The 22,684-nt window shown below is 45.5% G+C and carries 23 protein-coding genes; 13 read left to right on the plus strand and 10 right to left on the minus strand.

Annotation, left to right across the window (positions count from 1 at the left end; translation table 11 throughout):
* Positions 1-16 precede the first annotated feature (16 nt).
* From LRR81_RS11305 to LRR81_RS11320, 4 genes are read right to left on the minus strand one after another with little or no spacing between them, the layout of a single operon-like run.
* Positions 17-1,093, minus strand: a complete 1,077-nt coding sequence (locus LRR81_RS11305; RefSeq protein ID WP_231789484.1) for a YheC/YheD family endospore coat-associated protein — start codon at positions 1,091-1,093, stop codon at positions 17-19.
* Positions 1,090-2,445: a YheC/YheD family endospore coat-associated protein gene (locus tag LRR81_RS11310; RefSeq protein WP_231789485.1), complete on the minus strand. Its 1,356-nt coding sequence runs from the start codon at positions 2,443-2,445 to the stop codon at positions 1,090-1,092. Before LRR81_RS11310 ends, LRR81_RS11305 begins: the two co-directional genes overlap by 4 nt.
* Complete coding sequence (locus LRR81_RS11315) at positions 2,442-3,536, minus strand: YheC/YheD family endospore coat-associated protein (protein WP_231789486.1); 1,095 nt, start codon at positions 3,534-3,536, stop codon at positions 2,442-2,444. Before LRR81_RS11315 ends, LRR81_RS11310 begins: the two co-directional genes overlap by 4 nt.
* Positions 3,537-3,541: 5 nt before the next feature.
* Positions 3,542-4,894 carry a YheC/YheD family endospore coat-associated protein gene (locus LRR81_RS11320; protein WP_231789487.1) on the minus strand — a complete coding sequence of 451 codons (1,353 nt, stop codon included), beginning with the start codon at positions 4,892-4,894 and terminating at the stop codon, positions 3,542-3,544.
* A gap of 177 nt (positions 4,895-5,071) precedes the next feature.
* Between LRR81_RS11320 and LRR81_RS11325 the strand changes: the two genes are divergently transcribed.
* Positions 5,072-5,425, plus strand: coding sequence for a YlbF family regulator (locus tag LRR81_RS11325; protein ID WP_231789488.1), 354 nt, complete (start codon positions 5,072-5,074; stop codon positions 5,423-5,425).
* A gap of 901 nt (positions 5,426-6,326) precedes the next feature.
* Positions 6,327-7,190 carry a Cof-type HAD-IIB family hydrolase gene (locus tag LRR81_RS11330; protein WP_231789489.1) on the plus strand — a complete coding sequence of 288 codons (864 nt, stop codon included), beginning with the start codon at positions 6,327-6,329 and terminating at the stop codon, positions 7,188-7,190.
* Positions 7,191-7,197: 7 nt separating this feature from the next.
* Here LRR81_RS11330 and LRR81_RS11335 read toward each other — a convergent pair whose 3' ends face one another.
* The gene (locus LRR81_RS11335) at positions 7,198-7,911 is read right to left on the minus strand and encodes a YwaF family protein (protein ID WP_231789490.1); all 714 of its coding nucleotides are present in this window, start codon (positions 7,909-7,911) and stop codon (positions 7,198-7,200) included.
* 140 nt (positions 7,912-8,051) lie between these two features.
* On the opposite strand from LRR81_RS11335, the gene LRR81_RS11340 reads away from it, so the two are divergent.
* The 3 genes from LRR81_RS11340 to LRR81_RS11350 are packed head-to-tail and all read left to right on the plus strand — an operon-like array spanning position 8,052 to position 10,852.
* Complete coding sequence (locus tag LRR81_RS11340; protein ID WP_231789491.1) at positions 8,052-9,557, plus strand: coproporphyrinogen III oxidase; 1,506 nt, start codon at positions 8,052-8,054, stop codon at positions 9,555-9,557.
* A gap of 31 nt (positions 9,558-9,588) precedes the next feature.
* Positions 9,589-10,008 (plus strand): metallothiol transferase FosB, encoded by a 420-nt coding sequence (gene fosB, locus LRR81_RS11345; protein ID WP_231789492.1) that lies wholly within the window; start codon positions 9,589-9,591, stop codon positions 10,006-10,008.
* 49 nt (positions 10,009-10,057) lie between these two features.
* Positions 10,058-10,852 (plus strand): enoyl-CoA hydratase, encoded by a 795-nt coding sequence (locus LRR81_RS11350; RefSeq protein ID WP_231789493.1) that lies wholly within the window; start codon positions 10,058-10,060, stop codon positions 10,850-10,852.
* Between the two features lie 584 nt (positions 10,853-11,436).
* On the opposite strand, the gene LRR81_RS11355 is transcribed toward LRR81_RS11350, so the two are convergent.
* On the minus strand, positions 11,437-11,622 hold the full coding sequence (locus LRR81_RS11355; RefSeq protein ID WP_231789494.1) for a YhzD family protein: 186 nt from the start codon (positions 11,620-11,622) through the stop codon (positions 11,437-11,439).
* Positions 11,623-11,783: 161 nt separating this feature from the next.
* On the opposite strand from LRR81_RS11355, the gene LRR81_RS11360 reads away from it, so the two are divergent.
* Complete coding sequence (locus LRR81_RS11360; RefSeq protein ID WP_231789495.1) at positions 11,784-12,683, plus strand: ABC transporter ATP-binding protein; 900 nt, start codon at positions 11,784-11,786, stop codon at positions 12,681-12,683.
* Complete coding sequence (locus tag LRR81_RS11365) at positions 12,676-13,926, plus strand: ABC transporter permease (RefSeq protein ID WP_231789496.1); 1,251 nt, start codon at positions 12,676-12,678, stop codon at positions 13,924-13,926. The genes LRR81_RS11360 and LRR81_RS11365 overlap by 8 nt, the downstream gene beginning before the upstream one ends.
* 34 nt (positions 13,927-13,960) lie before the next feature.
* Here LRR81_RS11365 and LRR81_RS11370 read toward each other — a convergent pair whose 3' ends face one another.
* Positions 13,961-14,260, minus strand: coding sequence for a DUF3889 domain-containing protein (locus LRR81_RS11370; protein ID WP_231789497.1), 300 nt, complete (start codon positions 14,258-14,260; stop codon positions 13,961-13,963).
* A 91-nt stretch (positions 14,261-14,351) separates the two neighbouring features.
* Between LRR81_RS11370 and LRR81_RS11375 the strand changes: the two genes are divergently transcribed.
* From LRR81_RS11375 to LRR81_RS11390, 4 genes are all read left to right on the plus strand, one after another.
* On the plus strand, positions 14,352-15,623 hold the full coding sequence (locus tag LRR81_RS11375; protein WP_231789498.1) for a DNA repair exonuclease: 1,272 nt from the start codon (positions 14,352-14,354) through the stop codon (positions 15,621-15,623).
* Positions 15,620-18,649, plus strand: a complete 3,030-nt coding sequence (locus tag LRR81_RS11380; protein ID WP_231789499.1) for an AAA family ATPase — start codon at positions 15,620-15,622, stop codon at positions 18,647-18,649. The genes LRR81_RS11375 and LRR81_RS11380 overlap by 4 nt, the downstream gene beginning before the upstream one ends.
* Before the next feature lie 80 nt (positions 18,650-18,729).
* A complete protein-coding gene (gene yhaM, locus LRR81_RS11385; protein WP_231789500.1) occupies positions 18,730-19,677 on the plus strand; it encodes a 3'-5' exoribonuclease YhaM in 948 nt (315 codons plus the stop codon).
* A gap of 101 nt (positions 19,678-19,778) precedes the next feature.
* On the plus strand, positions 19,779-19,976 hold the full coding sequence (locus LRR81_RS11390) for a sporulation YhaL family protein (protein WP_231789501.1): 198 nt from the start codon (positions 19,779-19,781) through the stop codon (positions 19,974-19,976).
* 38 nt (positions 19,977-20,014) lie between these two features.
* On the opposite strand, the gene LRR81_RS11395 is transcribed toward LRR81_RS11390, so the two are convergent.
* Positions 20,015-20,905: a peptidylprolyl isomerase gene (locus LRR81_RS11395; RefSeq protein WP_231789502.1), complete on the minus strand. Its 891-nt coding sequence runs from the start codon at positions 20,903-20,905 to the stop codon at positions 20,015-20,017.
* A gap of 178 nt (positions 20,906-21,083) precedes the next feature.
* Between LRR81_RS11395 and LRR81_RS11400 the strand changes: the two genes are divergently transcribed.
* Complete coding sequence (locus LRR81_RS11400) at positions 21,084-21,170, plus strand: YjcZ family sporulation protein (protein ID WP_231789727.1); 87 nt, start codon at positions 21,084-21,086, stop codon at positions 21,168-21,170.
* A 197-nt stretch (positions 21,171-21,367) separates the two neighbouring features.
* A complete protein-coding gene (locus tag LRR81_RS11405) occupies positions 21,368-21,454 on the plus strand; it encodes a YjcZ family sporulation protein (RefSeq protein WP_231789728.1) in 87 nt (28 codons plus the stop codon).
* 54 nt (positions 21,455-21,508) lie between these two features.
* On the opposite strand, the gene LRR81_RS11410 is transcribed toward LRR81_RS11405, so the two are convergent.
* Both LRR81_RS11410 and LRR81_RS11415 read right to left on the minus strand, forming a co-directional pair.
* Positions 21,509-21,688: a hypothetical protein gene (locus LRR81_RS11410; protein ID WP_231789503.1), complete on the minus strand. Its 180-nt coding sequence runs from the start codon at positions 21,686-21,688 to the stop codon at positions 21,509-21,511.
* Positions 21,689-21,808: 120 nt separating this feature from the next.
* Positions 21,809-22,399 (minus strand): HTH-type transcriptional regulator Hpr, encoded by a 591-nt coding sequence (locus LRR81_RS11415; RefSeq protein ID WP_231789504.1) that lies wholly within the window; start codon positions 22,397-22,399, stop codon positions 21,809-21,811.
* Positions 22,400-22,684 lie beyond the last annotated feature (285 nt).

Consider the following 22,684-nt stretch of genomic DNA (forward strand, 5'->3'; position numbering starts at 1 on the left):
TTCTTCGTTTTCCTTATTAAATACGAGAAGGAGAGGGAGAATCCTTTAGGAATTTATTGGGATTTGCCGCCGTTTTGGCAAAAAGGGAGGTTAGCTGGCTGATTCTGTTTGATTGAATATCTTTTTCGTCAAATGTCATCGGTCTTGCATTCACTTCGTAAATCCAGTACCTGCCGTCAGAGCTTCTGCCGATATCTGCCGAAAATTCCCCGATCTCTCCGTACTGCTTCGAAAGGGCAGCCCCGATATTCTGCACAAGTTTCTCAAGCACAACACTGTCGATTCGGTCCTCTAAAAGCGCTGCCGAAACAAGCCTGCCGCCTGCCGGCACATGGGTCGTGACGCTTTGGCTGCTTGACTGCCTGATGCCGACGCCTGTCAGGTTGTAAGACTCCCCGTTAAAAACGGATAGTACGCGAAGATCGTATTTTTTGCCTTCATACAGGTCTGTTTGTATTTCCTGCTGCAGCAGCGTCTGTTCCTTGAACAGCGGGCGGCATTCGTTCAGCAGTTCATTGAAAAGAAACGGCCCTTTTTTTTCCTTAATGCTTTCCATATAGTAATGGCTGCCTGTTTGCGTGATCCGCATGATCCCTTTGCCTTTGCTCTTGGAGGCCGGCTTTAAATAAACCGAGCGGTAAATTTGGATCCACTGCAGCAATTGCCCGCTGCTTGTTAACAGAGCTGTCTGAGGCAGAAAAGGCATAAGTGCAGGAACATCAAAAAGGGTTTTCCACGTTTCCCATTTATGAAAAAAAGAAGCATTAAAACAAAGAATTCCTTCTTCATTAAGGGATATGAGGCATTCCCTGCACGCTTCTCCATCTTCCTCTTTCCGTGCGGGGATGCGGACATAGACGGCATCTGGCTTCGGAACCTTGGCATAGGCCCATTTTTTCAAGACAGGAAAGTAGAGGAAGCCTGACTCGTCTTTCCGGGTTTTAGGCGTCATCACATAGCAAAGTCCGCCCATTTTATGAATGCTTTCCTGAAGCTGTTTAAAATACGCTCCGTCGCCGCAAAAATGCATAGAGTCTTTGTTTCTTGCTTCACCGGCCAGAATGGCGATAACTGGATGCCGCTGTTTTTTCATTGGATGATCTCCTCTGGCGACAGGATCGCTTTTTTCGTTAAAAAATAGGCGTATTCCATGTAATGCTTTCTGGAAAGCAGATCTTCATCCTTCAGCGCCGGATGAGAAAAAATCGACCGGCCTGGCTTTGAATTTGCTTCAAACAGCCACACCTTTCCAGCGGCGTCAACGCCAAAATCAAAGCCGATTTCACCGATAAAGCCCGGAAGGTTTTCATCAATCAGCCCGCTGAGAAGATTGGCCGCCGCTGAAAGCGATGTTTCTGCTGCTTCCCGTTTTTCCTTTTCAGAATAAAGCTCTGCAAGGGTTTTAACTGCGCCGCCGTTATTTATATGCGTTGTGGCACTTCCTTTGCCGGCGACCTTTGCTGCCATCGCCGTTACCTTCCAGCTGCCATATTCATCCTTATTCGTATGCACCCTGAAGTCTACAGGATGGTCATTCAGCTTGATCAGATTGATGCCCTGCTGGATGAGATAGTCATTCAGCTTCCGGTGCAAAAAGGAATGCTTGAAAAAATGGGCAAGCGTCGGATACTTTCTCAGCTTGTTTTGATGATTTTGATCTCTGTAGCGGGAGTAGCAGAAGCCTTCCTTGTCTTTGAAAATTTGAAATACGCCAAGCCCAAGGCTGCCATTGGCCGGTTTTAAGTAAATACTTTCGTATTGATCCAGCATGTCTTCAATCACATCAATTGAAGGGGCAAGATATGTTTCAGGCAAATAACCGGCAGATTCAGGGATCTTATGAAGCATTGTATGAATTTCCCACTTGTTGAAAAAGCCCGGGTTAAACCATGGAATACCGTAGTCCTTCGTCAGCCTGTTTTTTACTTTCTTTAAAGCCTGGTGGTTTTCTGCCTTCCGGTTTGGAAGCCTGTCATACACGACATTCGGCAATGGCACTTCTTTTTCGCACCATCCGTTCTCATCGTAAAACAGTCCTTTCACCGTTCCTTTTTCCCAAAGAATCTGATGGGCGCCGAACACAAAGCTGTACATGCCCTCCGTCTGGTTGAAATCCAGCATTTTTGCAAAAAACAGCGAACGCTCGCCAACAGGCCTGAGAAGGGATTCGGTAAAACCCGCTGTAAAAATGCCGACGAGCGGGCCGAGGTAAAGGATATTTTCATGACAGAAAAATTTCGTTCTGCCAAGGGACGGCAGCTTCATCCGCTTGATGAGATCCTGGCTGATGCCGATTTTGCCGTCCTCAACGCCTGAATTTACTGCTTTGCAGGGCAGCATAAAGGTGCCAAATGCAATAAATGTGACAGCTGCCGCAAGAGAAGGGGGAAGAATGATCACTCCCTGCTTCTGTTCAGCAGCGTAAATTTCCAGTCTTCCGCTCACTCCGGCACACCATCCTTTGCCGCATTTTTTGCCTGCATCAAGTGCTTGCAGTAGGCGAGAGGCGCACAGTGCAGCGTTTCTGCCTGCTCAGGAGCCCCTTTTAGAATCAGCTTATGCCCCGGCTTGGAATTAACATCAAGAATCCAGAGCGAACCGTTTTTGGAAAAGCCGATATCAAGGCCGAGCTCAAAAAGCGAAGAAAAGCGCTCTTCCATCGCTTCCGGCAATGTGCGCAGGATGGTGTCGAGTTCATCGTTAATCAAATATTGCATTTTCCTTGGATAGGTCTCAATCCATTCCTGGAAGGAAGAGCTTTCGCCGCCGCTGCCGAGGTTTGAGACAAAGGAGCCCTGATAGCCGCTTCTGATTCCTTTTCCTCTGACCTGCCATTCTCCGTTTTCATCCTTCTGAAGGAGTGTCCTGATATCAAACGGATAGCCGTTTTTATTTTGAAGAGAAAGAAGAGGCTGCAGCAAATATGTGAGCCTTGACTGCTTTAAGTAAGCATTAAACCATTTTTCGAAATCTTTCATTCCTGCAAAAGATTTCGTTTTTCGGTCTTTGCCGGCATGATAAGTGATCTCAATGCTTCTGCCTTTCATTCTGACAGCGATAATTCCTCTCGCCTGTGACCCTTGAGCAGGCTTCAGCAAGCAGGCTCTTTCTTTTAATAGAAAAATGGAAATTTGTTCAAAGTGAGTGATTTTAATCGTTTCCGGCATATAAAACGAAAGGGAGGGATGGCTGCTTAAAAATTCATGCACCTCCCATTTGGACGGCAGTCCTTTGCCTAAAAACACACGCTCAGGATGCTTTTTCAGCCATTCCGTGATCGGCCTTGATTTTGCCGAGCGGCTTCCTTTTCCATAAAAGCAGCGGTCATAAATATAGAAAGGAATGGGCTCTTCTGTATTTTCCCAGCCGCCGTTTTTGTATCTTTTTCCTTTTGCCTGCAGGCTGACAGGATCAATATCAAGCGGACAAAAGCGGAAAAGCGACAAACCGTAGGCGCTGCACCGCTTTCCAAGCTCTTCAGACAGTGATAATTCATGCTCAGGGTGCACGGTCATATACCCAAACGTTTCATTCATGCTGATCACTCCTCATTTAAACGGCTTAATGCAAGACAATAGTGTACAATCGCCTTGGCAGAAGGCCTGACAGCCGTTATGCCCGGCAGGTATTCCCCGTTTTTGGACGGCTTCACATTCGCCTCGATCATAAAGAGCCTCTCACTGTCATCAATGGCAAGATCAATGCCGAATTCACCGTAAAAGCCTTCTGCTGCCAAATCCAAATGTTCGCAAATCTCAATGCTGATCTCCTTTAAGAGCTTTTTAAATTGAGCGCCCTTTTTGGTGCCGTACAGCTGTTCCAGCACTTCTCCGGGAGGATAGAGCCTTCCGCCTTGTGCGAGATTTGCCACAAACTGATTTTCACCGCTGACGCGGGCAATAACGGAAGTCGCTTTCCAGCCATGATCTTCTCCCTTATGGCAGAGCACCCTGAAATCAAGCGGACGCGACTGAAAAGAAGCAATGCTGATCGTTTTTTGCAGAATAAACGGTTCTTTTCGCAGCCGCGGATAAAGAGCCTGGAGCAGCTCGCTGAATCCATGATAGGACTGCTTGAATTCATCTGAATAAGTGGTGTATTTAAGATGATAGAGCTGTTCTTTTTCTGAAACCCTGAATATCCGTTTTCCCTGGCTTCCAAAAACAGGCTTAATAAACACATCTTTATGCTCTCTAAGAAAGGCTTCAAGACCGGTTCTTGTGGTAAGCTGTTCTGTGGCAGGAAGGTACGGCCGCAAATGCGGGATTTCCCACAGCCTTTCATGCACCTCCCATTTATTTAAAAATCGGCGGTTAAAAAAGGGAATGCTGCTGGCAGTCAGACTGCTGAGTTTTTTCAGCTCTTTCTGTCTGGAATGCATTCTGTTGTAGATCACATCAGGCAGAGGAACGGCGCTTTTGATCCATTGGTTTTCCTTTAGCACATAGCCGGATAAAGGGCCGCTGCCAAAAGTCAGACCAGCGGAAGAAAGAACATAAAAGAAACAGCCTTTTTTCCGGCAATACGCCTCAAGCTCATGGCAAAAATCATGAATGCTGCCAAATGCTGCCTGATCATCTGTTATTCTCACTTCAGTCAAAACAGCAAGCACGGGTCCGAGAACTACCTGATTTTCCGATATGGATAAGATGGAAAGAGCAAGCTCCTCCTCAGGCAAAACCAGCTCCATTGCTTTCTCCGGCGGCAGTTTAAGCTGTAAACCTTCCCCGTCTATAATTACGAATCCAGAAGCAGTACTATTCCTGCCAAGCCTTACGCCAATTAAGTTTTTTGCCTGCTGCAGCCTGAGTCTTTTATGAAGACTGCTGCTTATTTCAATCGCATTCTGCTCTTGTTGCTCTGTTCTTGAGACATACACCTTTTCTTCCTTCATATAGTCAGACCCCATTTTGCCTTAAAAAAACTGGGCGATCGCTGATATAGCATGGTATGCCGCTGTCTGGGCTTTGGTGAGAGAATGCGAAAAAGGGAGTGAGCATGATAAATGAAGAATAGTCTGTTATAGTGGAGGGTGTGTGAAAATACTAAGCAAGAAAAAGGAGGCTATAAAATGGCTGAAAATTTAAATGATGCGGCTATGGAACTGGAGCGCGGCATCCGTAATAGCAGCGAGTACACTGAGCTGAAAAAGCTTTATGATGAGGTGAATGCGGACGAATCTGCCAAAGGAATGTTTGACAATTTCCGAAACATTCAGATGAACCTGCAGCAAAAACAAATGCAAGGGGAAGAAATTTCCCAGCAGGAAGTGGACCAGGCTCAGCAATCCGTTGCTCTAGTGCAGCAGCATCCAACCATTTCCCGCCTCATGGAAGCGGAACAGCGCATGAGCATGATGATCTCAGAACTTAACCGCGTGATCATGAAGCCTCTTGAAGAGCTTTATGGAAGTATGGAAGGTTAACAAAAGAAAATATAGCCCTCGCTCTTTAGAGCGGGGGTTTTTCTTTTGTTGAATTTGCTGATCTTGGTGTGGGATAGGGAGCGAGCGGTAAAATTCAGTTTTGTGGCTGTGAAATTGAATTTTGCGAACTGGTTTTCTTCTTGGACAGTAAACCCCTTAGTTTGGACAGAAACTCAGTAAATCCGCCAGTTAAACACGCATTTTGGACAGTAAACTCCTCATTTCCGCCAGTAAACTGATGAAAGCGGACAGTGAATGAAAAGCCGGCTGTTGGTTCACTTAGCTGATCTTAGCGTGTGGCGGTAAAATTCAGTTTTGTGGCTGTGAAATTGAATTTTGCGAACTGGTTTTCTTCTTGGACAGTAAACCCCTTAGTTTGGACAGTAAACTCAGTAAATCCGCCAGTTAAACACGCATTTTGGACAGTAAACTCCTCATTTCCGCCAGTAAACTGATGAAAGCGGACAGTGAATGAAAATCCGGCTGCTGGTTCACTTTGCTGATTACAGCGTGGGGAATCAAAATTCGGGTATGCAGCAGCAAAACTGAGTTTTCCCAGACGGTTTCTCCTGAAATATACCTTTTTCTAACTGGCCTTGGAAATTTCTCTAAAGCCTATATGAAAAACCCTTACCAGTAATCTCCTGAAAAATAGATGATGACAGCAAACGAAAAAGGGATTATACTGATGTAAGTGCTTTCATTAAGAGCAGGTGGGGATCTGTTTGATGAAAGCGATGCATGGATTTGGGAGAATTCGATTGACAAGGGGTATTCAAACAGAGGGCTGGGCGCACGGATGCGCACCAGCCCTTATATCGTTTCTGCGGACAGTTCTATCTTCTTTTAGAGGGACATATCTTCTTATGGAGAAAGTCATCAGGAGAAGGGGGAGCCTAACGTGGTTTATCAAATGCTCGCGCTGAATATAGATGGAACGCTGCTGCGTTCAAACGGCCGCCTTCATCAGGCAACAAAAGAAGCGATTGATTTTGTCCAAAAGAAAGGCATTTACGTGACGCTTGTAACCAACCGTCATTTTCAATCTGCCAGAAAGCTTGGAAGAGCTTTAAAATTAAACAGCATATATGTGACACACGGAGGGGCGTTCGTTTCCTCTGCTATTGATAATCCCCTCTATGAAAAAAGGCTGCCGGAAGAAACAGCCTTCAACCTTGTGCAGGTGCTTGAAAACTATGACTGTCATATCAGGGTCGTCCATGAGCGCTATTCGCTTGGTAACAGAAAAAAAGTGTCCGGCAATCTGGCGGGAAGCACTTCCATGAATACGAGCGAACCGCTTTTTTACCCTGTGCAATATGTGGAATCGCTTGGGGATGCGTTAATGGACGAACCGGTTTCCGCCCCAAAGATGGAGGTTGTTTTTTCAGACATCAGCGAAAAGGACAATGCATACAGCACAATTGCAAAAGCTTTTCCGCAGGTTGTCTTAACAGAACTGTCCCCATATAAGCTGCAGCTTACGGCAAGAGGCGTATCAAAAGAAAACGGGCTGATGATTCTCGCTTCCCACCTTGGGGTGAAGCCGGAGGAAATCGTTGCGATCGGCGATGCACCTGATGATATCAATATGCTCCTTGAAGCAGGGGTTGGCGTAGCGATGGGAAATGCCCCGTTTGAAGTGAAAAAAGCAGCAGACTGGGTCACAAGATCAAATGATGAGTCAGGTATTGCCTATGTGATAAAAGAACACTTCAGACGGCAGCACCGCATTGGCTTTTTCGATAAAATCAAAACAGACTGAAACTGCCTTAGGGCAGTTTTTCTGTTTTTTGAAACAATGCTGAAAAACCGTACAGGACAAAGTAGCTTGCGATCATGACCGCCTCCGCTGATATCCAGTACCATGGCCAAGGGCCAAGAACATCAAGCAGCGAGGCGCCTTCTGGCTTTTTCATCAAGTAAAGGAAGTTGGTCTGCAGCCATTTATTCAGGAAAAAGAGACAGAAGGCATACAGGCTGACAGCGAGAATGCTGTACCAGAGGTACTGAAGGGAAGGCAGCAGTTTTTCCGAAAACATCATATATAAACAAGCCAGCAAGACGCCACCATGCGAAAGGAAAAATTCGAAATATCGGTAATGCGGAAAATGATAAGAGCCGAGATCTGGTGTAAGAAGCGCCTGAGCAGAGCTTGCGATGCCCGCAAAGAAGAGAAATTGAAACAATATCCGGTTCTTTGAAAGAAGCATGGCAGCGGCGAGCAGTACGGTTAAATCACTCAGCTGCAGGGGCAGTCCGTTCTCAAGCGTCCATTTATGAAAAGCCAATAGCCATACTTGGTAGCTCAGCTCCGAAAAAAGCAGGAGGTCAGCAAGCACATAACGGAACAGCCGGCTGCGAAGAAAATTCCGAAAAAAATAGAGCAGCATGCACAGTAAAAGAATGAACACCAGCGTGATGATGTGGACGGCAGAAAATGCTTCAAAGTTTCCCTCCGCGAAGCCCGGCTGTATGTAGCGCATAGCTCTTCTCTCCTTTCAAGAATGCCAGCTTATTTTTCCGAAAGGATAAAAGTTCTATTCAGAGAGAGCCTCTATTGACCATAAGCAGTCACTTCAGTACACTTAAGGAAGTTTTGAAATACTAACAAAAGGTGATCCTATTGCGCATTACAATTAAGGGAATCAATGATGACCGTTTCCATCGCCCCTTGCAGAATATATCGAATTTATTTTTTGAAGAAACAGAGCTTTTGCTTGGAGAAGGTGGGGCTGATTTAGAAGCCGAATTTTTCATGCAGGAAAATAAAGATTCCATAACAGTCAGCGGGTTCATCCGGACAGCGGAGATTTCTGCCGGGCACGAAAACGCCCTTCCAGCCTCCATGACGGAAAAAGAACGCTTCAAAAAAATAAAGCAGACAGTCTCTTACGTTTACCTGCTTCTTTTGCAGGAATATACCGGCATCACACAGCAGTGGGGAATCCTGACAGGCGTCCGCCCGACAAAGCTGCTTCATAAAATGCTGCAGCAGGGGATGGCGAAGGAAGAGGCCCATGAAAAGCTGCGTGAAGAATATTTGATAAAGGACGAAAAAATTGAACTCATGCAGGCGATTGTCGACCGCCAGCTGAAAGCTGTTCCTGACTTGTACAGCGTGCAGAATGAAGTCAGCCTATATATCGGCATTCCTTTTTGCCCGACAAAATGCGCCTACTGCACCTTCCCGGCTTATGCCATTAACGGCCGCCAGGGGTCAGTTGATTCATTCCTCGGCGGGCTGCATTATGAAATGAAGGAAATGGGCAAATTTCTGAATGAAAGCGGCATTAAAATTACCACGATCTATTACGGAGGCGGCACTCCGACAAGCATAACAGCAGAGGAAATGGATATGCTCTACGAAGAAATGATGAGTTCTTTCCCTGATGTGAAAAGGATTAGAGAGGTAACCGTCGAAGCGGGAAGGCCTGATACCATCTCTCCTGAAAAGCTGCAGGTTCTGAAAAAATATCAGATTGACCGGATCAGCATTAACCCGCAATCGTATACACAGGAAACACTGAAAGCGATCGGCCGCCATCATACGGTTGAGGAAACGATTGAAAAATACAAGCTTGCCAGAGAGCACGGCATGAAAAACATCAACATGGACCTCATCATAGGGCTTCCAGGCGAAGGAACAGAAGAGTTCCATCACAGCCTCTCTGAAACAAAAAAGCTGATGCCGGAATCGCTGACCGTTCATACGCTTTCCTTTAAACGGGCCTCTGAAATGACGAAAAACAAGAAAAAATACCAGGTAGCAGGCCGCGAAGAAATTACTGAAATGATGAAAGAAGCCGTCAAATGGACAAGTGAGAACGGCTACGCGCCGTATTACCTGTACAGACAGAAAAACATTCTCGGCAACCTGGAAAACGTCGGCTATGCGCTTGAAGGCCAGGACAGCATTTACAACATCATGATCATGGAAGAGCTTCAAACCATTATCGGCCTCGGCTGCGGCGCGGCAAGCAAATTCATCGACCCTGCCACAGGGAAAATCGAACACTTTGCCAATCCAAAGGATCCTAAATCCTATAATGATAACTACAAGCATTACACCCATGCAAAAATAGACAAGCTGAAGGACTTGTTCCGAATCGCAGAATCCCGCTCTTCTTGAGCGGGGTTTTTCATATAGGAGGCTGGCTGTTATGAAAATAAAAGGACTCAATCATCTGCTTTTCTCTGTTTCTGATTTGGAAAAAAGCATGGCATTCTATCAAAAGGTGTTCCATGCAAAATTGCTTGTGCAAGGGCGGAAAACGGCTTATTTTGATGTGAACGGAATCTGGCTTGCATTAAATGAAGAAAAGGATATTCCGCGGAGCGAAATTTGGGAATCCTATACACATCTTGCATTTTCTATAGAAGAAAAAGATTTCGATCGGGCGGCAGAAAAATTAAAGAGCTTAAACGTTCATATCTTGCCGGGCAGAAAACGGGATGAAAGAGACCGGAAATCCATCTATTTTACGGATCCAGACGGGCACAAGTTTGAATTTCACACCGGAACGCTGGAAGACCGTCTTGATTACTACCGCAAAAGTAAGGAGCACATGAAGTTTTTCTAGCATAAGGGAGGAGAACCTGCTCCCCCTATCGAAATCTGTAACGGTAAACGTGCAAAAGAGGAGGCAGTCCAGAGTGAACACCATTAATCTTACATATGAAGACAGAGTCGCAAGAATTGAACTGAACAGGCCTGAATCCATCAACTCCATGAATGTCGAGATGCTGCAGGAATTATCTGAGGCACTTGAGGAAGTGAAGAACAGCACAGCAGATGTGCTCGTTTTATCCGGAAGCGGCAAAGGATTTTCCTCAGGCGGCGATATTAAAACGATGCTGAGCAATATGGATCCTAAAGCTTTCTCACCCGTGATGAAGCTCATCAGCGGCATCGCTGTAACCCTCTATACCTTTCCAAAGCTCACAATTAGCGCAATCCACGGCCCTGCGGCAGGACTCGGCTTCAGTCTTGCATTAGCCTGCGACTATGTGATTGCGCACCAGACAGCCACATTGTCTATGAACTTTATCGGCATCGGGCTTATCCCGGATGGAGGCGGGCACTTCTTCCTGGCAAGAAGACTCGGCGAAATTAAAGCGAGACGGCTTATCTGGAACGGTGAAAGGCTGACTGCAGAATCCGCCTACGACATGGGGCTTGTGGACAGGCTTGTCAGAAACGACCTGAAAGCGGAAGTAAAAGGGAAAATCGAGGAGTGGCTGGAAAAACCGGTCAAAGCCTTGATTCAAACAAAGCTTATTTATGCCAATCAATATAAATCTGTTTTGGAAAGCATGCTGGCCAAAGAGCATGACGGCCAGTTCAGCATGAGGCAGACCGCCGATCACCAGGAAGGCATCAAAGCCTTCATGGAAAAGCGCCAGCCGAGATTTACAGGAAAATGATGCGAAAGAGCCCTCATGCGGGGCTCTTTTTGCGTAAAAGGAGGCATTTGAACGCATTTTTTTAGCAAATGTGTTCAAATACACCCTAAATACGTGCGGGTTAACGGGTTTATTTGCAGGTTTGAAGATTTTAAGTGCAGGTTTAGGATTTTTATATGCAAGTTTTTGAAATTTATTTGCAGCTTTAAGAAATTTAAATGCGGGATAGTGGCCCTTATTTTCTGGTTTAGATGAATACGTGCGGCTTCCCTTTTAAATTTGCAGCTTTAGGAATTAATGTGCGGACTCCCATAAAACTATGTTAAAGAAGAATACTGTTTTTTCCGCACCTTTTGATCTACGTTCCAGGCGGGAGACTCCTGCGGGAGCAGCGGGACAGGTGAGACCCCGCAGGCGCGAAGCGCAGAGGAGGCTCACCGCCCGCCCCGCGGAAAGCGGACGCCTGCAACGGAAATCAGCAGCCAAATTAAAGAGAAACATTTTAATATATGCAACTATAAAAGCACACGCCTCATAATGTCTCACCCATAAACTAAAAAACCCGCCCAATCCCAAAAGGAACAGGCCGGGCTCTAAATCTCCCATCATCTCTCAAACAAAATCAGCTTCCCTGCGTCATTGACGCAGCGATTCGTTTTTTTGGCATAGTCTTTTTCTTCAAGCTTTTGCGCTCCGATTTCTTTTGCTTCCTGCTCAGAGGCTGCTTCAAAGCTTTCGTCGAGGAGCTTTTCCCCTGATTTTTCAAATACCGTTAAAAAATATCGTCCCATTCTGGTTCCTCCTTCTGATGTCCCTGCTACTCCAGCTATATTTCGATAAGTTTTGCCAAAATTCCTGCTGAAATTTATTTTTGGGCATTTTTGTAAAAGGTATTGCGCTCTGACGCCCTGCATTATAATTTAAAGAGAGGAACAAAAGAGGAGGAACAGATGTGGCTTTGCAATTAGAAGGCGTAACAAAGCGGTTTGGCCAGTTTACAGCGGTCGATCAGCTCTCGCTGGATATACCTGAAAAAGAAATTTTCGGTTTTCTCGGCGCGAATGGAGCAGGGAAGACAACGACGTTCCGAATGATACTCGGCCTTTTGAATCCAAGCGGAGGCAATATTAAGTGGAAGGGCCATGAAATTAATTATGGTTTGAGCGATCAAATCGGCTACCTCCCTGAGGAGAGGGGGCTGTATCCGAAGCTGAAGGTAAAGGATCAGCTGATCTATCTCGGCCGGCTGAAAGGGATGGACAAACAAAGCATCATCAGAGAGATGGAATATTGGCTGGAAAGATTCAAGGTTCCTGAATACGCGAACAAAAAGGTAGAGGAACTGTCTAAAGGAAACCAGCAGAAGATTCAATTTATCACAGCTGTTCTGCACAAGCCGAAGCTTCTGATATTGGATGAAGCCTTCAGCGGCCTTGATCCGGTTAACGTGGAAATGCTGAAGGAAGCAGTTGTGGAGCTGAAGGAGCAGGGAACGTCGATTGTGTTCTCAAGCCACCGGATGGAGCAGGTGGAAGAGCTTTGCAATTATCTCTGCATTTTACATAAAGGAAAGCCTGTTGTGCATGGGTCTCTCAGAGAAATTAAGAGATCTTTTGGGAAAAAGAACCTTGTGATTCATGCTGACGGGAGCCTGGATTTCCTATTTAACCACCCGGGTGTTGTGAAATCGAGGAAAACGTCAGAAGGAGTTGCTTTGCAGATCACTGGGGAGGATGCGGCGAAGGACATTTTTTCAAAGCTCTCTACCGCCGGCTTTGTGCGGAAGTTTGAGCTGGAAGAACCTTCATTGAATGATATTTTCATAGAAAAAGCGGGTGCGGCTTATGAATAAATTTTGGATTGTGCTATTCCACACGTATCTCACAAAGCTGAAAACAAGAACGTTTATTGTGTCAACGGTGATCAGCATGCTTTTGATTTTTGCCGTGAGCAATCTTTCCAATATTATTAGCTTTTTCAATAAAGAAAGTACGACAACCATTTCCGTCATTGATCAGAACAGCGGCGCTTTTTCTTCCCTTGCAAAAAACGCGGCATTGATGGATAAAAATCTGAAGCTTACGGCCTCTGATTCTTCTGAGGAAGATTTAAAGAAAAAAGTGCTGAAAGAAGAAATTGACGGCTATCTCGTTTTGACAAGTGATCAGGACGGCCTGCCGAAAGCCTCCTTCAAAGCAGCTTCTCTTGCTGATTCCACGGTTTCTGGCAATCTTGAGAAGGCGCTGCAGCAGACGAAAATGGAGATGGGAACAAGGCAGCTTGGGCTGGATCAGGCGCAGCTCCAGAAATTGCTGCAGCCTGCCGCAATGGAAAAGACCGCCCTTCAGAAGGATGCGAAATCTGAAGAAGAATTGAACCAGGCAAGAGGGCTGGTGTATGTGATGCTGTTTGTCATTTATCTCTCTGTGATCATGTATGCAAATATGATTGCGATGGAGGTGGCAACAGAGAAAGCATCTCGCGTAATGGAGATCTTGATTTCCAGCGTATCGCCAGTAAAGCAGATGTTTGCGAAAATTCTAGGGATCGGACTGCTGAGTGTAACACAGCTTGCCTTGATTCTGATTGTCGGATATTCCTCTGTCCAGGCCAATGCTGAAAAGCTTCAATCGCTTGGAGGAGATTTTTTCAGCTTTTCAAACATTCCTCTATCAACGGTTATATACTGTGTTGTGTTCTTTTTGCTCGGCTACTTTTTATATGCGACACTTGCCGCTTTTCTTGGCTCGCTTGTTTCAAGGATCGAGGATGTGCAGCAAATGGTTTCTCCAATGACGTTTATTATCGTCGCTGCGTTTATGATCGCCATGTTCGGTCTTGGCGCTCCTGAAGCCCCTTTTATTACAGCTACTTCTTTTATCCCGTTTTTCGCGCCGATGATTATGTTTTTGCGGGTAGGGATGCTGAATGTGCCGTTCTGGGAAGTGGGGCTTTCCATTATTCTCATGCTTGTCCTTATCTTTCTGCTCGCCTATTTTGGAGCGAAAATATACAAGGGCGGTGTGCTGATGTACGGCAAATCCTCTTCGTATAAAGATTTTAAAAAGGCAATGGAACTGTCTAAAGACCAATAAACATAACAAATCCCGGGAAGCGTGCTCCCGGGATTTATCGTTCTTCCAGCACAGCAGCCGAAAGAATTTTGCCGTTCTCTTTCTGATAACGAATGGTCACAATGACGGCAAATGGCTTTTTTCCATCTGTTAAAGTAATGCGGTATTGCCTGACAGCGGGGTCTTTTTTAAGGTTGTGCCAATAGTTCTGCACGTAAAGAACCTGTGTATGAGGATACCTCATTTTCGCATTTTTAACGGCAGTCTGCTCCCAGTTTGGATGAGCTCCTTCTGTAACGGACGGAATGGAAAGCAAGGACAGCAGCAAAAGTACCACAATGCCTGCTTTTTTCACGGGGAGTCACCTCCTTTACCCGCTAGCCTTGCTCAAGTTCTTCTATTTTATTCAGCAAGGGAACGTGCATTCGCATAACAGAGATGGTAAAATGGAGGAAAGTGATGAGAAAGTAGGAATGTTCATGCAGCACATCAAATTTCTGCATGCAGCGGATTTGCATTTGGACAGCCCCTTTAAAGGACTCAGCCAACTGCCGGCAAGCGTTTTTCAAAGACTGAAGAACAGTACCTTTGAGGCTTTTTCCAACCTGGCAGAGCTTGCGATAAAAGAACAGGTCGATTTTGTTCTTCTTGCCGGCGACTTATACGACGGGGAAGACAGAAGCCTGAAGGCGCAGCTGAAAATAAGAAATGAATGTTTAAAGATGAAAGAGCACGGAATACAGGTCTACATGATCCATGGCAACCATGATCATTTAAGCGGGGCATGGATTGAAATGGAGTGGCCTGATAATGTATACATTTTTCCGGGTGAAGAAACGGTCTCCGTTTCATTTGTGAAAAATGGCGTTCATGCTGCACAAATCTATGGCCGCAGCTACCCGGAAAGAGCAGTGCTTGCCAATATCGCACAGGATTACAGCAAAACAGCGGATGCAGGCTATCACATTGCCATGCTCCACGGCTCTGCGGAAGGCGCACCTGACCACGATCCTTACGCCCCTTTTCAGCTGAAAGAGCTGCTTGATAAGGATTTTGATTATTGGGCGCTCGGACATATTCATAAGCGGCAGGTGCTGAACCATGAGCCGCCTGTCATTTACCCGGGAAATATTCAAGGCAGAAGCCGGAAGGAAACAGGGGAAAAAGGATGCTATCTAGTGGAGCTAAGTGAAAATGGGCCGGAATATGCTTTTTACCCGCTCAATGATGTTATTTGGAAAAAGCAGAGCATTCAAATGGAAGGCATCTCTTCCTTTGATGCCCTGCTTGAAGAGTGTCTGGCGCTTGTGGAAGCGGCAAGAAGAGAAAAAGAGGCCGTCTGCCTTTTTATCGGCTTAGCAGGGATTAGCCACCTCGCAGATGAACTGGAAGAACGGCAGGCCTTGCAGGAACTGAGGGACAATCTGAACGAGTTTGAAGCAGAAGAGCAGTCCTTTGTCTGGATCGGCGGAATTGAGAATGAGACTTTGCCTGCAGCAGGGAAAGACGAATTGAAACGCGACTCGGTATTTTTCAGAGATCTATTGCAGGTAATGGAGAGCTATGAGGATGAGGCGGCAGCGGTAAACGGACTTTTTCAAAATCCGTTAATCCGGAAGCATCTTGATCCTTTTACGGAAAGTGAGCTTCTTGAAATAAAAGAGGAGGCGGAAAAACGGGTGCTGAAAAGTCTGCTGAAGGAGGGAGTGAGAAAATGAAGCTGATACAGCTGCACATATATGGCTACGGCAGGTTTCAGCAAAAAAGCATCAAGCTTGAAGGAGAATCCCTCCATGTGATTTACGGAAAAAATGAAGCAGGAAAATCGACGATCAGGTCTTTTATTCACAGTATCCTATTTGGATTTCCGCAAAAGCAGCAGCCAGAAAGCAAATATGAGCCGGTAAGCGGCGCACCGTTTGGAGGCGCCATTGATGCCGTTTCAAATACATACGGTTCTGTCCGGATTGAACGGCTTCCGGGAAAAGGCGGCGGGGAAGCGGCAGTCTATTACGGCAAAGGCGAAAAAGCGGGACAGGAAATGCTGGATGAACTGACAGGCGGCATGGATAAAAATTTCTATAAAGCGGTTTTTTCTTTTGATATTCATGGCCTTCAGCAAGTGCATCAGCTTGGGGAGGATGAAATCGGTAAATACCTGTACCTCACAAGCATGGTTGGCACAGATGCTGTGTACCGGCTGGAAGACCAGCTGGCAAAGGAAAGAGAGAAGATTTATAAACCAAGCGGGCGGAAGCCGCTGCTGAACGAAATGCTCGCAAAGGCTAAAAAAACGTCAGAAGAACTGAAGCTTGCGAAACAAAACAACCTGCAGTACGAAGAGCTTCAGGCAAGGAAGCTTGCTGCCAGGCAGACGCTGGAAGCACTGGACAGCGAAAAAACCGGTCTCAAGGCCAGACTGCGCAAGGAAGAAAAGCTAAAAAGCCTGCTGCCTCTTCTGAAAGAAAAAGAGCACGCTGAAAAAGAGCTGAAAAAGCTGCCTGACACAGCAGGCTATCCGGCTGACGGACTGCAGCGGCTAGAACAGCTGCAAGCTTCTTTAAGGCCTGAAAAAGGCCGCATACAGGCGCTTCTCGCTCAGCAAAAAAGACTGATGGAACAGGCTAAAGGATTGCAGCCGGATCTCATGGTGCTTTCAAAAAAGGAAGCCGCAGAGGAACTGAAGCATTCCCTTCAGGCTTTTGAAGATCACCTGCAGAGGATTGAGGCCATTGAAAAAGAGCTTCAACAGCTGCAGGCGGGCATAAAGGATAAAAAACGCGAGCTTTTTTCAGACAGCCTTCAGGATGAGGAGGTTCTTGCCCTGCCGGCAGGCATTGGGCTGAACAGCAGAATCAGGGAGCTTGAAGAAAAAAAACGGCTGCTGAGCGAGCGCAAAAGGCTGCTTGACGAGCAATTTGAACGGGTGAAAGAAGCGCTGGAAGAAAGTGAAGCACAGGTAAGCCGCTTGAAAGAAAGCCTGCTGAAGCCTGAGGAAAGAAACGTTCTTTTGACTAAAGCCTCTGAGCTGACGGCAAAAATTGCTGCAGGAAGCCGCAAATCGGAAAGAGCGGAATTAAAAGAAACAAGTGAACAGCTCAAGCTTCACGAACAGGCAAAAAAAGCTGCGCGATCCAGGCTGCTTGCCTTTTTGTCCATTGCATTTCTGGCTCTTTTAGCAGGTGCGGTTTACAGCTTTTCAGCAGGCCAGACATTTGCAGGCTTTCTTTTAGTTTTTCTCCTTTTGCTGCTTGCTGTTTTCTTTTTCATGCAAAAGGGCAAGGATCCGGTTTATGAGCACCTGGCAAAAAAGAAGCAGCAGCTTGAGGAAGAACTACTGCGGTCGGGTGAGGCAGGGAGCCGGGAAACGGCAGCAGAACTCGAAGAAACAAACGGGAAGCTGCAGCGTGACGCCCAGCTCAGGCAGATGCAGGAAGCCGAGGCCATTCAGCTTTCCGAGAAGGAGAGGGCCTACGACCGGATTGTCGGACAGTTTGAAAGCTGGGAAAAGGAGTGGTTCTTCTATCAGGAAGAATGCAGTGAGATGACAGGAGAGCTCATGCTGAAAGAGCAGCTCCAAGGGGATCTTTCAGCAGGAAATGAGCTGCTTGCTGAGCTTAGAGAAGCTATTTCCAAAAAACAGAAACTGCTGCAGGAAAGAAGCTTTTATCAGGATAAGATAGACAGTTTCATGAATTTGTTCAGGGAGCTTGGAAGCATCCATGCTGATCAGGAGCTTTCTATAAAAGAGAGAATTTTTGAAGCGAATGCATACGTAAAAAAGGAGCTTGAAAAAGAGCAGCAGCATGAACAGCTGTCAGTTAGGCTAGCTGAAATAAATGAGGAGCTTGCGATCTCTTCAGAAAAAGCTGATTATGAGGAAGCACTCATCATAAACTTGTTGAATAAGGCCTCCGTTCAGGATGAGGAAGCATTCCGTCTGCTCGCCGCCGCTGCTAAAAAGCGCGGGGCACTGGAGGAAAAGCTTGGATGGATTAAGGTGCAGCTTGAGGAGCAGGGAGAGGAAGATCTTTCGCTTGAGCTTCTGTACCCGGAAGAACAGGAGCATTTTCTGGAGGAGCTGAAACAGAAGCTTTCTCAGGCTGATGAAAAAGAAAAAGCGGCACAGCAGGAGCTGTCCCAAACAGATTATAGAATCCAGGAGCTTGAAAAAAACGGCACTTACTCAGATTTGCTTCATGAGTATGAGCTGCAAAAAAGCGAAATCAGGAAGCTTTCGAAAGAATGGATCACAGCAGAGCTTGCGCTGGATTTTTTAAAAAAGACGAATGATTACCACAGATCGGTCAGGCTGCCGAAGCTTTTGAAAAAGGCAGAGGAGCTGTTTATCTTTTTAACTGGCGGCGCCTATACGGCCATTTATCTGCCTGGCGGAGAGGAGACCTTTATCGCGGAGCGGAAGGATGGCACCCGCTTTCAGGCAAAGCTGCTCAGCCAGGCGACGGCAGAACAGCTTTATATTTCACTTAGGCTTGCGCTCGTATCTGTGCTGAATGAAAAGCATGGACTGCCGATCATCATTGATGACGGGTTTGTTCATTTTGATGAGGAGCGGACAGCCTTGATGCTGGAGCTGCTTCAGAAAATGGCGGGAGAGCAGCAGATCCTTTTCTTTACATGCCACAGCCATTTGCTTTCTTCTTTTGAAGAGGAAAGTGTGACAAAGCTAACCGGAAAAAGCAGCCATAGACACTCTGAAGAGGCATTTCCAAAACAGGCGTAAGGCAGGCAGTGCTTTTGCAGGCTTTTTGAATGATTGATTATGCTATACTGTTGATACTTGTACAAACGGGAGGAGAGCCCATGACAACAAAAGGAATCCTGCATCACGAGGTCGGCGACCAGGTTGACCTGTATTTGCTCATTAAAGCATCCAACAGAGGGATTGCAAGCAATGGCAAGCCCTTCTTAACCTTAATCCTTCAGGACCAGTCAGGAGAAATTGAGGCAAAGCTCTGGGACGTGAGCCAGGGTGATGAAAATACTTATGCCGCGCAGGGCATCGTTAAAATACTGGGGGATATTCATCATTACCGCGGACGCAACCAGCTGAAAATACGGACCATCAGGCCCCTGCAATCGCATGAATCGATGGATGTGTCTGAATTTCTTGAAACGGCTCCTGTGACCAAAGAGCAAATGATGGAAAAGATCACCCAATATATTTTTGAAATGCAAAATCCAAACCTGCAGCGAATCACAAGACAGCTTGTGAAAAAGCATCAAACAGAATTTCTGGAATATCCTGCTGCCACTAAAAATCACCATGAGTTTGTTTCAGGACTCGCTTATCACGTTGTTTCGATGCTGGATTTGGCTAAGTCCATTGCAGGTCTTTACCCGTCGCTTGATACAGATTTGCTGTATTCTGGGGTGATTCTGCATGATCTTGGAAAGGTGATTGAGCTGTCAGGCCCTGTCAGCACATCCTATACAGTTGAAGGAAACCTGCTTGGCCACATTTCCATTATGGTGAATGAAATTGCCAAAGCAGCAGAGGAACTGAGGATTGAAGGGGAAGAAGTAGTGCTCCTGCAGCATATGATTCTAAGCCATCACGGCAAGCCGGAATGGGGAAGCCCAAAGCCGCCAATGATCAAGGAAGCGGAAATTCTTCATTATATTGATAACCTTGATGCCAAAATGAACATGCTGGACAGAGCCCTTGAACGGGTAAAGCCAGGCGAATTTTCCGAGCGGATTTTTGCGCTTGAAAACCGTTCATTTTATAAACCGAGCTTTCATAAGTAGCATATAAAAGAAGCCTGCATCATATAAATCTAGCAAGTTGACCTAAAGGCAAGCTTTATTTTAAGGTCGCTAAACGGATGGAAAATGAGGGGGAGTCAATCATGGTCCTTCTGCCATGGTGGGTTTATTTGTGCATTGCAGGCATCCTGTACAGCGGATATATGTTCTTTAAAACAACAAGGGAAGAGCAGGAAGTAGACGAGGCCTTTATTGAAAAAGAAGGCCAGGTTTATATGGAACGCATACAGGAAGAAAGGGAACGGAGAACGGCTGATAAAGTATCTGCTGATTTAAACTGAGGAAAATAAGAAAAGCCCGCGGAATCCGCGGGCTTTTTTTATTGTGCCGGCTGCTCAGCCGGAGCTTCAGGTGTTTGCTGGGAAGGGTCAGGCTTTTTGAATGTATCCTTCAAGTCCTCGTCCTTCACTTTTACTTTAGCATCCTTCAGCGCTTTGTCTACAACGGTTTGGATGGCTGCTGCATCCTGTTCTTTTTGCTTCTTCACGTCTGCTTTCAGAGAATCCTTCATTTGATCATAAGGCTTCACTGTTTGAAGGACTTTAATAATGTGGTAGCCGTACTCTGATTTAACAGGCTGGCTGACTTGTCCTTCTTTCAGCTTGAACGCAGCATCTTCAAATTCTTTCACCATTTGGCCTTTGCCGAACCAGCCAAGATCTCCGCCGGCCTGTGCTGTAGAATCCTTGGAATAGGATTTAGCCAGGTCTTCGAATTTGGAACCGCTCTTCAGCTTTGCTTCTACTTCTTTAGCTGTCTTCTCATCCTGTACAAGGATATGGGCAGCATGGACTTTGCCTTTTAATGTATCGTAATATTTCTTCACGTCTGCATCTGTTACAGGCTGGCTGGAAACTGCTTTTTGACGAAGAAGCTGTGTTTTAACAAGGTCTTTGACTGCTGCTTCGCCGCCCTGCTGCTGAACGATCATATCATATTGGGCGCCGGCCTGTGATTTGATTTTATCAAGCTCAGCGTTGATTTCTTTATCTGTTACTTTGTATTTTTCGCCGAGAACTTTACGGTCTACCAGTTCTCTCAGCATAATTTCGCCGTCTCTTGTTTTCATTGCTTTATAGAGCTCGTCCTTCGTGATATTGCCGTATTTTGTCTCTGCGACAACATCGCTGGAATTTCCACCGCTGTTGCTGCATGCGCCTAATGTCAGCAAGCTCGTTGCAGTAATGGCTGCAATGGCAAACTTTTTCATGCGTAATACAACTCCTGCCTTCTTTATAATTGGTTGAATTTTCTTATTAGCCTATAACACATTGTGCCATGAAGCGAAAAGATTTGCAATAAGGCAAATATGGGATACTGTGTGATTCGTCCAGTCAAAGGGAGATTTGCCTGCATATATTGCCAGTGAAGGAAAGGAGGTTGTTAACGTGGGCGGAGGATACAATTCAGGTTTTGCGTTAATCGTTGTCTTGTTCATTTTGCTTGTTATTGTCGGTGCAGCTTATGTGTATTAATCAGTAAGCCTTTCAGTCACCAGGCATACAGCAGCTGAACTAAAACTGCCAATCTCCACGGCTCCTTATTCCGGACGGGGAAGAGGAGCCGATTGTAAATTTCTATGACGGAATAATTGCTGTCCGTGACAAAAGCCTATTCGTTTCTAAAGATGCCTGCATAGGATAATGCAACGAAAGAAAAGGGGGGTGTTACTATGGGCGGTGCATACGCTGGCGGTTTCGCGTTGATCGTAGTGTTGTTCATTTTGTTAATCATCGTTGGTGCAGCTTGGGTGTACTAATATAGAAATAGCTGACAGAATTGTTCTGTCAGCTATGTTTATAATTGATTCCGTCTATGTATAAAAAATTTCAATATAAGAGGAAAAAAGCAAAATCGTCAGCAAAATATTAATGGTACGAAAAACCTTTGGCTGATTGTCTTCAGGAATCTCTCTGACTAGGCAAAGCTGATTCGTGAGATTGTTTATATAAAAAAGAATAAAAACAGCAAACACAAGGTAAATCAAAAACAATGGAGATCCCCCTTCCTTGGCTGATACATATCTTAGATTACCAAAATTCCAGCAAAAAAGATAGGCAGAGACACTTTCCCGCAAAGGAAAAAGAGGCCGAACCCGGCCTCTTTTTGCAGTTTACGTTGCAGCAGCCTGCGGAGGTTCTAATTCCTCCACTTTTTTCAGACGGCTTTCTTTTTCTTCAAATTCCTCTTCGATGTTATGGAAGGAGTGCTCGAAAATTTCCATAAAATCATCTCCATAAATATTGCGGATGATCGCCATCATTTCAATAATCTCAGGGAACTTGCCATAGAGCTGCTGAAGGGGCAGAGCCCCTTTCAAAATGGCATTTCTGGATGGATCATAATCTTCCAGCAGCTTCAGGAAAATTTCTTCGCCTTTATCCGTCAGCTGAATGTAGGTGTTGCGCTTGTCATTTAATTTTTTTGAAAACTCCAGGTAGCCTCTTTCTTCCAGCTTTTTAGAAAAGTTAAAAGCGGTTGAGACGTGCATAACTCCAAACTTAGCAATCTCTGATATGGAGGCACCCTTTAAATGATAAGCAATCCACAGAATATGATGCTCGTTAATGTTCAGATCATAAGGCTTGATCCACTGCTGCCAGTCCTTTTCAATCGACTTCCATAAGGCCTTGCTGAGCTGGGCAATTCTTTGGCTGAAGAGCAGCGCTTCTTTCACTGTGTAATCCTTTTCATTATGTTTCAAGAAATCACCTTCTTTTTCTCTATACTAATATTTTCTATTATCCCAAAAAAGTAAAGATTAATAAAGATATAAATTTACGAAATTTTTAATAAATTTATGGAAAATAGTGTTGAATATGTACTTGACAATTAATAAACCGCCTTTAAGCCCGTGCCAAGCCTATATTTGTGCATATGAGAAAAGCAGTGTTCTTTTATAAAGTTTTGTCGAATAATTTTTGAGAAAAAGAAGTTTGGGAATTAGAAAAAAATAGAAAAAGCAGATTGCTTTTTACAAAAGCAATCT

Source organism: Metabacillus kandeliae, assembly GCF_021166585.1.
Classification (GTDB): Bacteria; Bacillota; Bacilli; order Bacillales; family Bacillaceae; genus Metabacillus_B; species Metabacillus_B kandeliae.

Excerpts from the sequence above, each read along its gene's own strand:
- LRR81_RS11305 (WP_231789484.1), bottom strand. The coding sequence starts at position 1,093 with ATGAAAAAACAGCGGCATCCAGTTATCGCCATTCTGGCCGGTGAAGCA.
- LRR81_RS11315 (WP_231789486.1), bottom strand. The coding sequence starts at position 3,536 with ATGAATGAAACGTTTGGGTATATGACCGTGCACCCTGAGCATGAATTA.
- LRR81_RS11320 (WP_231789487.1), bottom strand. The coding sequence starts at position 4,894 with ATGAAGGAAGAAAAGGTGTATGTCTCAAGAACAGAGCAACAAGAGCAG.
- LRR81_RS11325 (WP_231789488.1), top strand. The coding sequence starts at position 5,072 with ATGGCTGAAAATTTAAATGATGCGGCTATGGAACTGGAGCGCGGCATC.
- LRR81_RS11335 (WP_231789490.1), bottom strand. The coding sequence starts at position 7,911 with ATGCGCTACATACAGCCGGGCTTCGCGGAGGGAAACTTTGAAGCATTT.
- fosB (WP_231789492.1), top strand. The coding sequence starts at position 9,589 with ATGAAAATAAAAGGACTCAATCATCTGCTTTTCTCTGTTTCTGATTTG.
- LRR81_RS11355 (WP_231789494.1), bottom strand. The coding sequence starts at position 11,622 with ATGGGACGATATTTTTTAACGGTATTTGAAAAATCAGGGGAAAAGCTC.
- LRR81_RS11365 (WP_231789496.1), top strand. The coding sequence starts at position 12,676 with ATGAATAAATTTTGGATTGTGCTATTCCACACGTATCTCACAAAGCTG.
- LRR81_RS11375 (WP_231789498.1), top strand. The coding sequence starts at position 14,352 with ATGGAGGAAAGTGATGAGAAAGTAGGAATGTTCATGCAGCACATCAAA.
- LRR81_RS11380 (WP_231789499.1), top strand. The coding sequence starts at position 15,620 with ATGAAGCTGATACAGCTGCACATATATGGCTACGGCAGGTTTCAGCAA.
- yhaM (WP_231789500.1), top strand. The coding sequence starts at position 18,730 with ATGACAACAAAAGGAATCCTGCATCACGAGGTCGGCGACCAGGTTGAC.
- LRR81_RS11390 (WP_231789501.1), top strand. The coding sequence starts at position 19,779 with ATGGTCCTTCTGCCATGGTGGGTTTATTTGTGCATTGCAGGCATCCTG.
- LRR81_RS11395 (WP_231789502.1), bottom strand. The coding sequence starts at position 20,905 with ATGAAAAAGTTTGCCATTGCAGCCATTACTGCAACGAGCTTGCTGACA.
- LRR81_RS11405 (WP_231789728.1), top strand. The coding sequence starts at position 21,368 with ATGGGCGGTGCATACGCTGGCGGTTTCGCGTTGATCGTAGTGTTGTTC.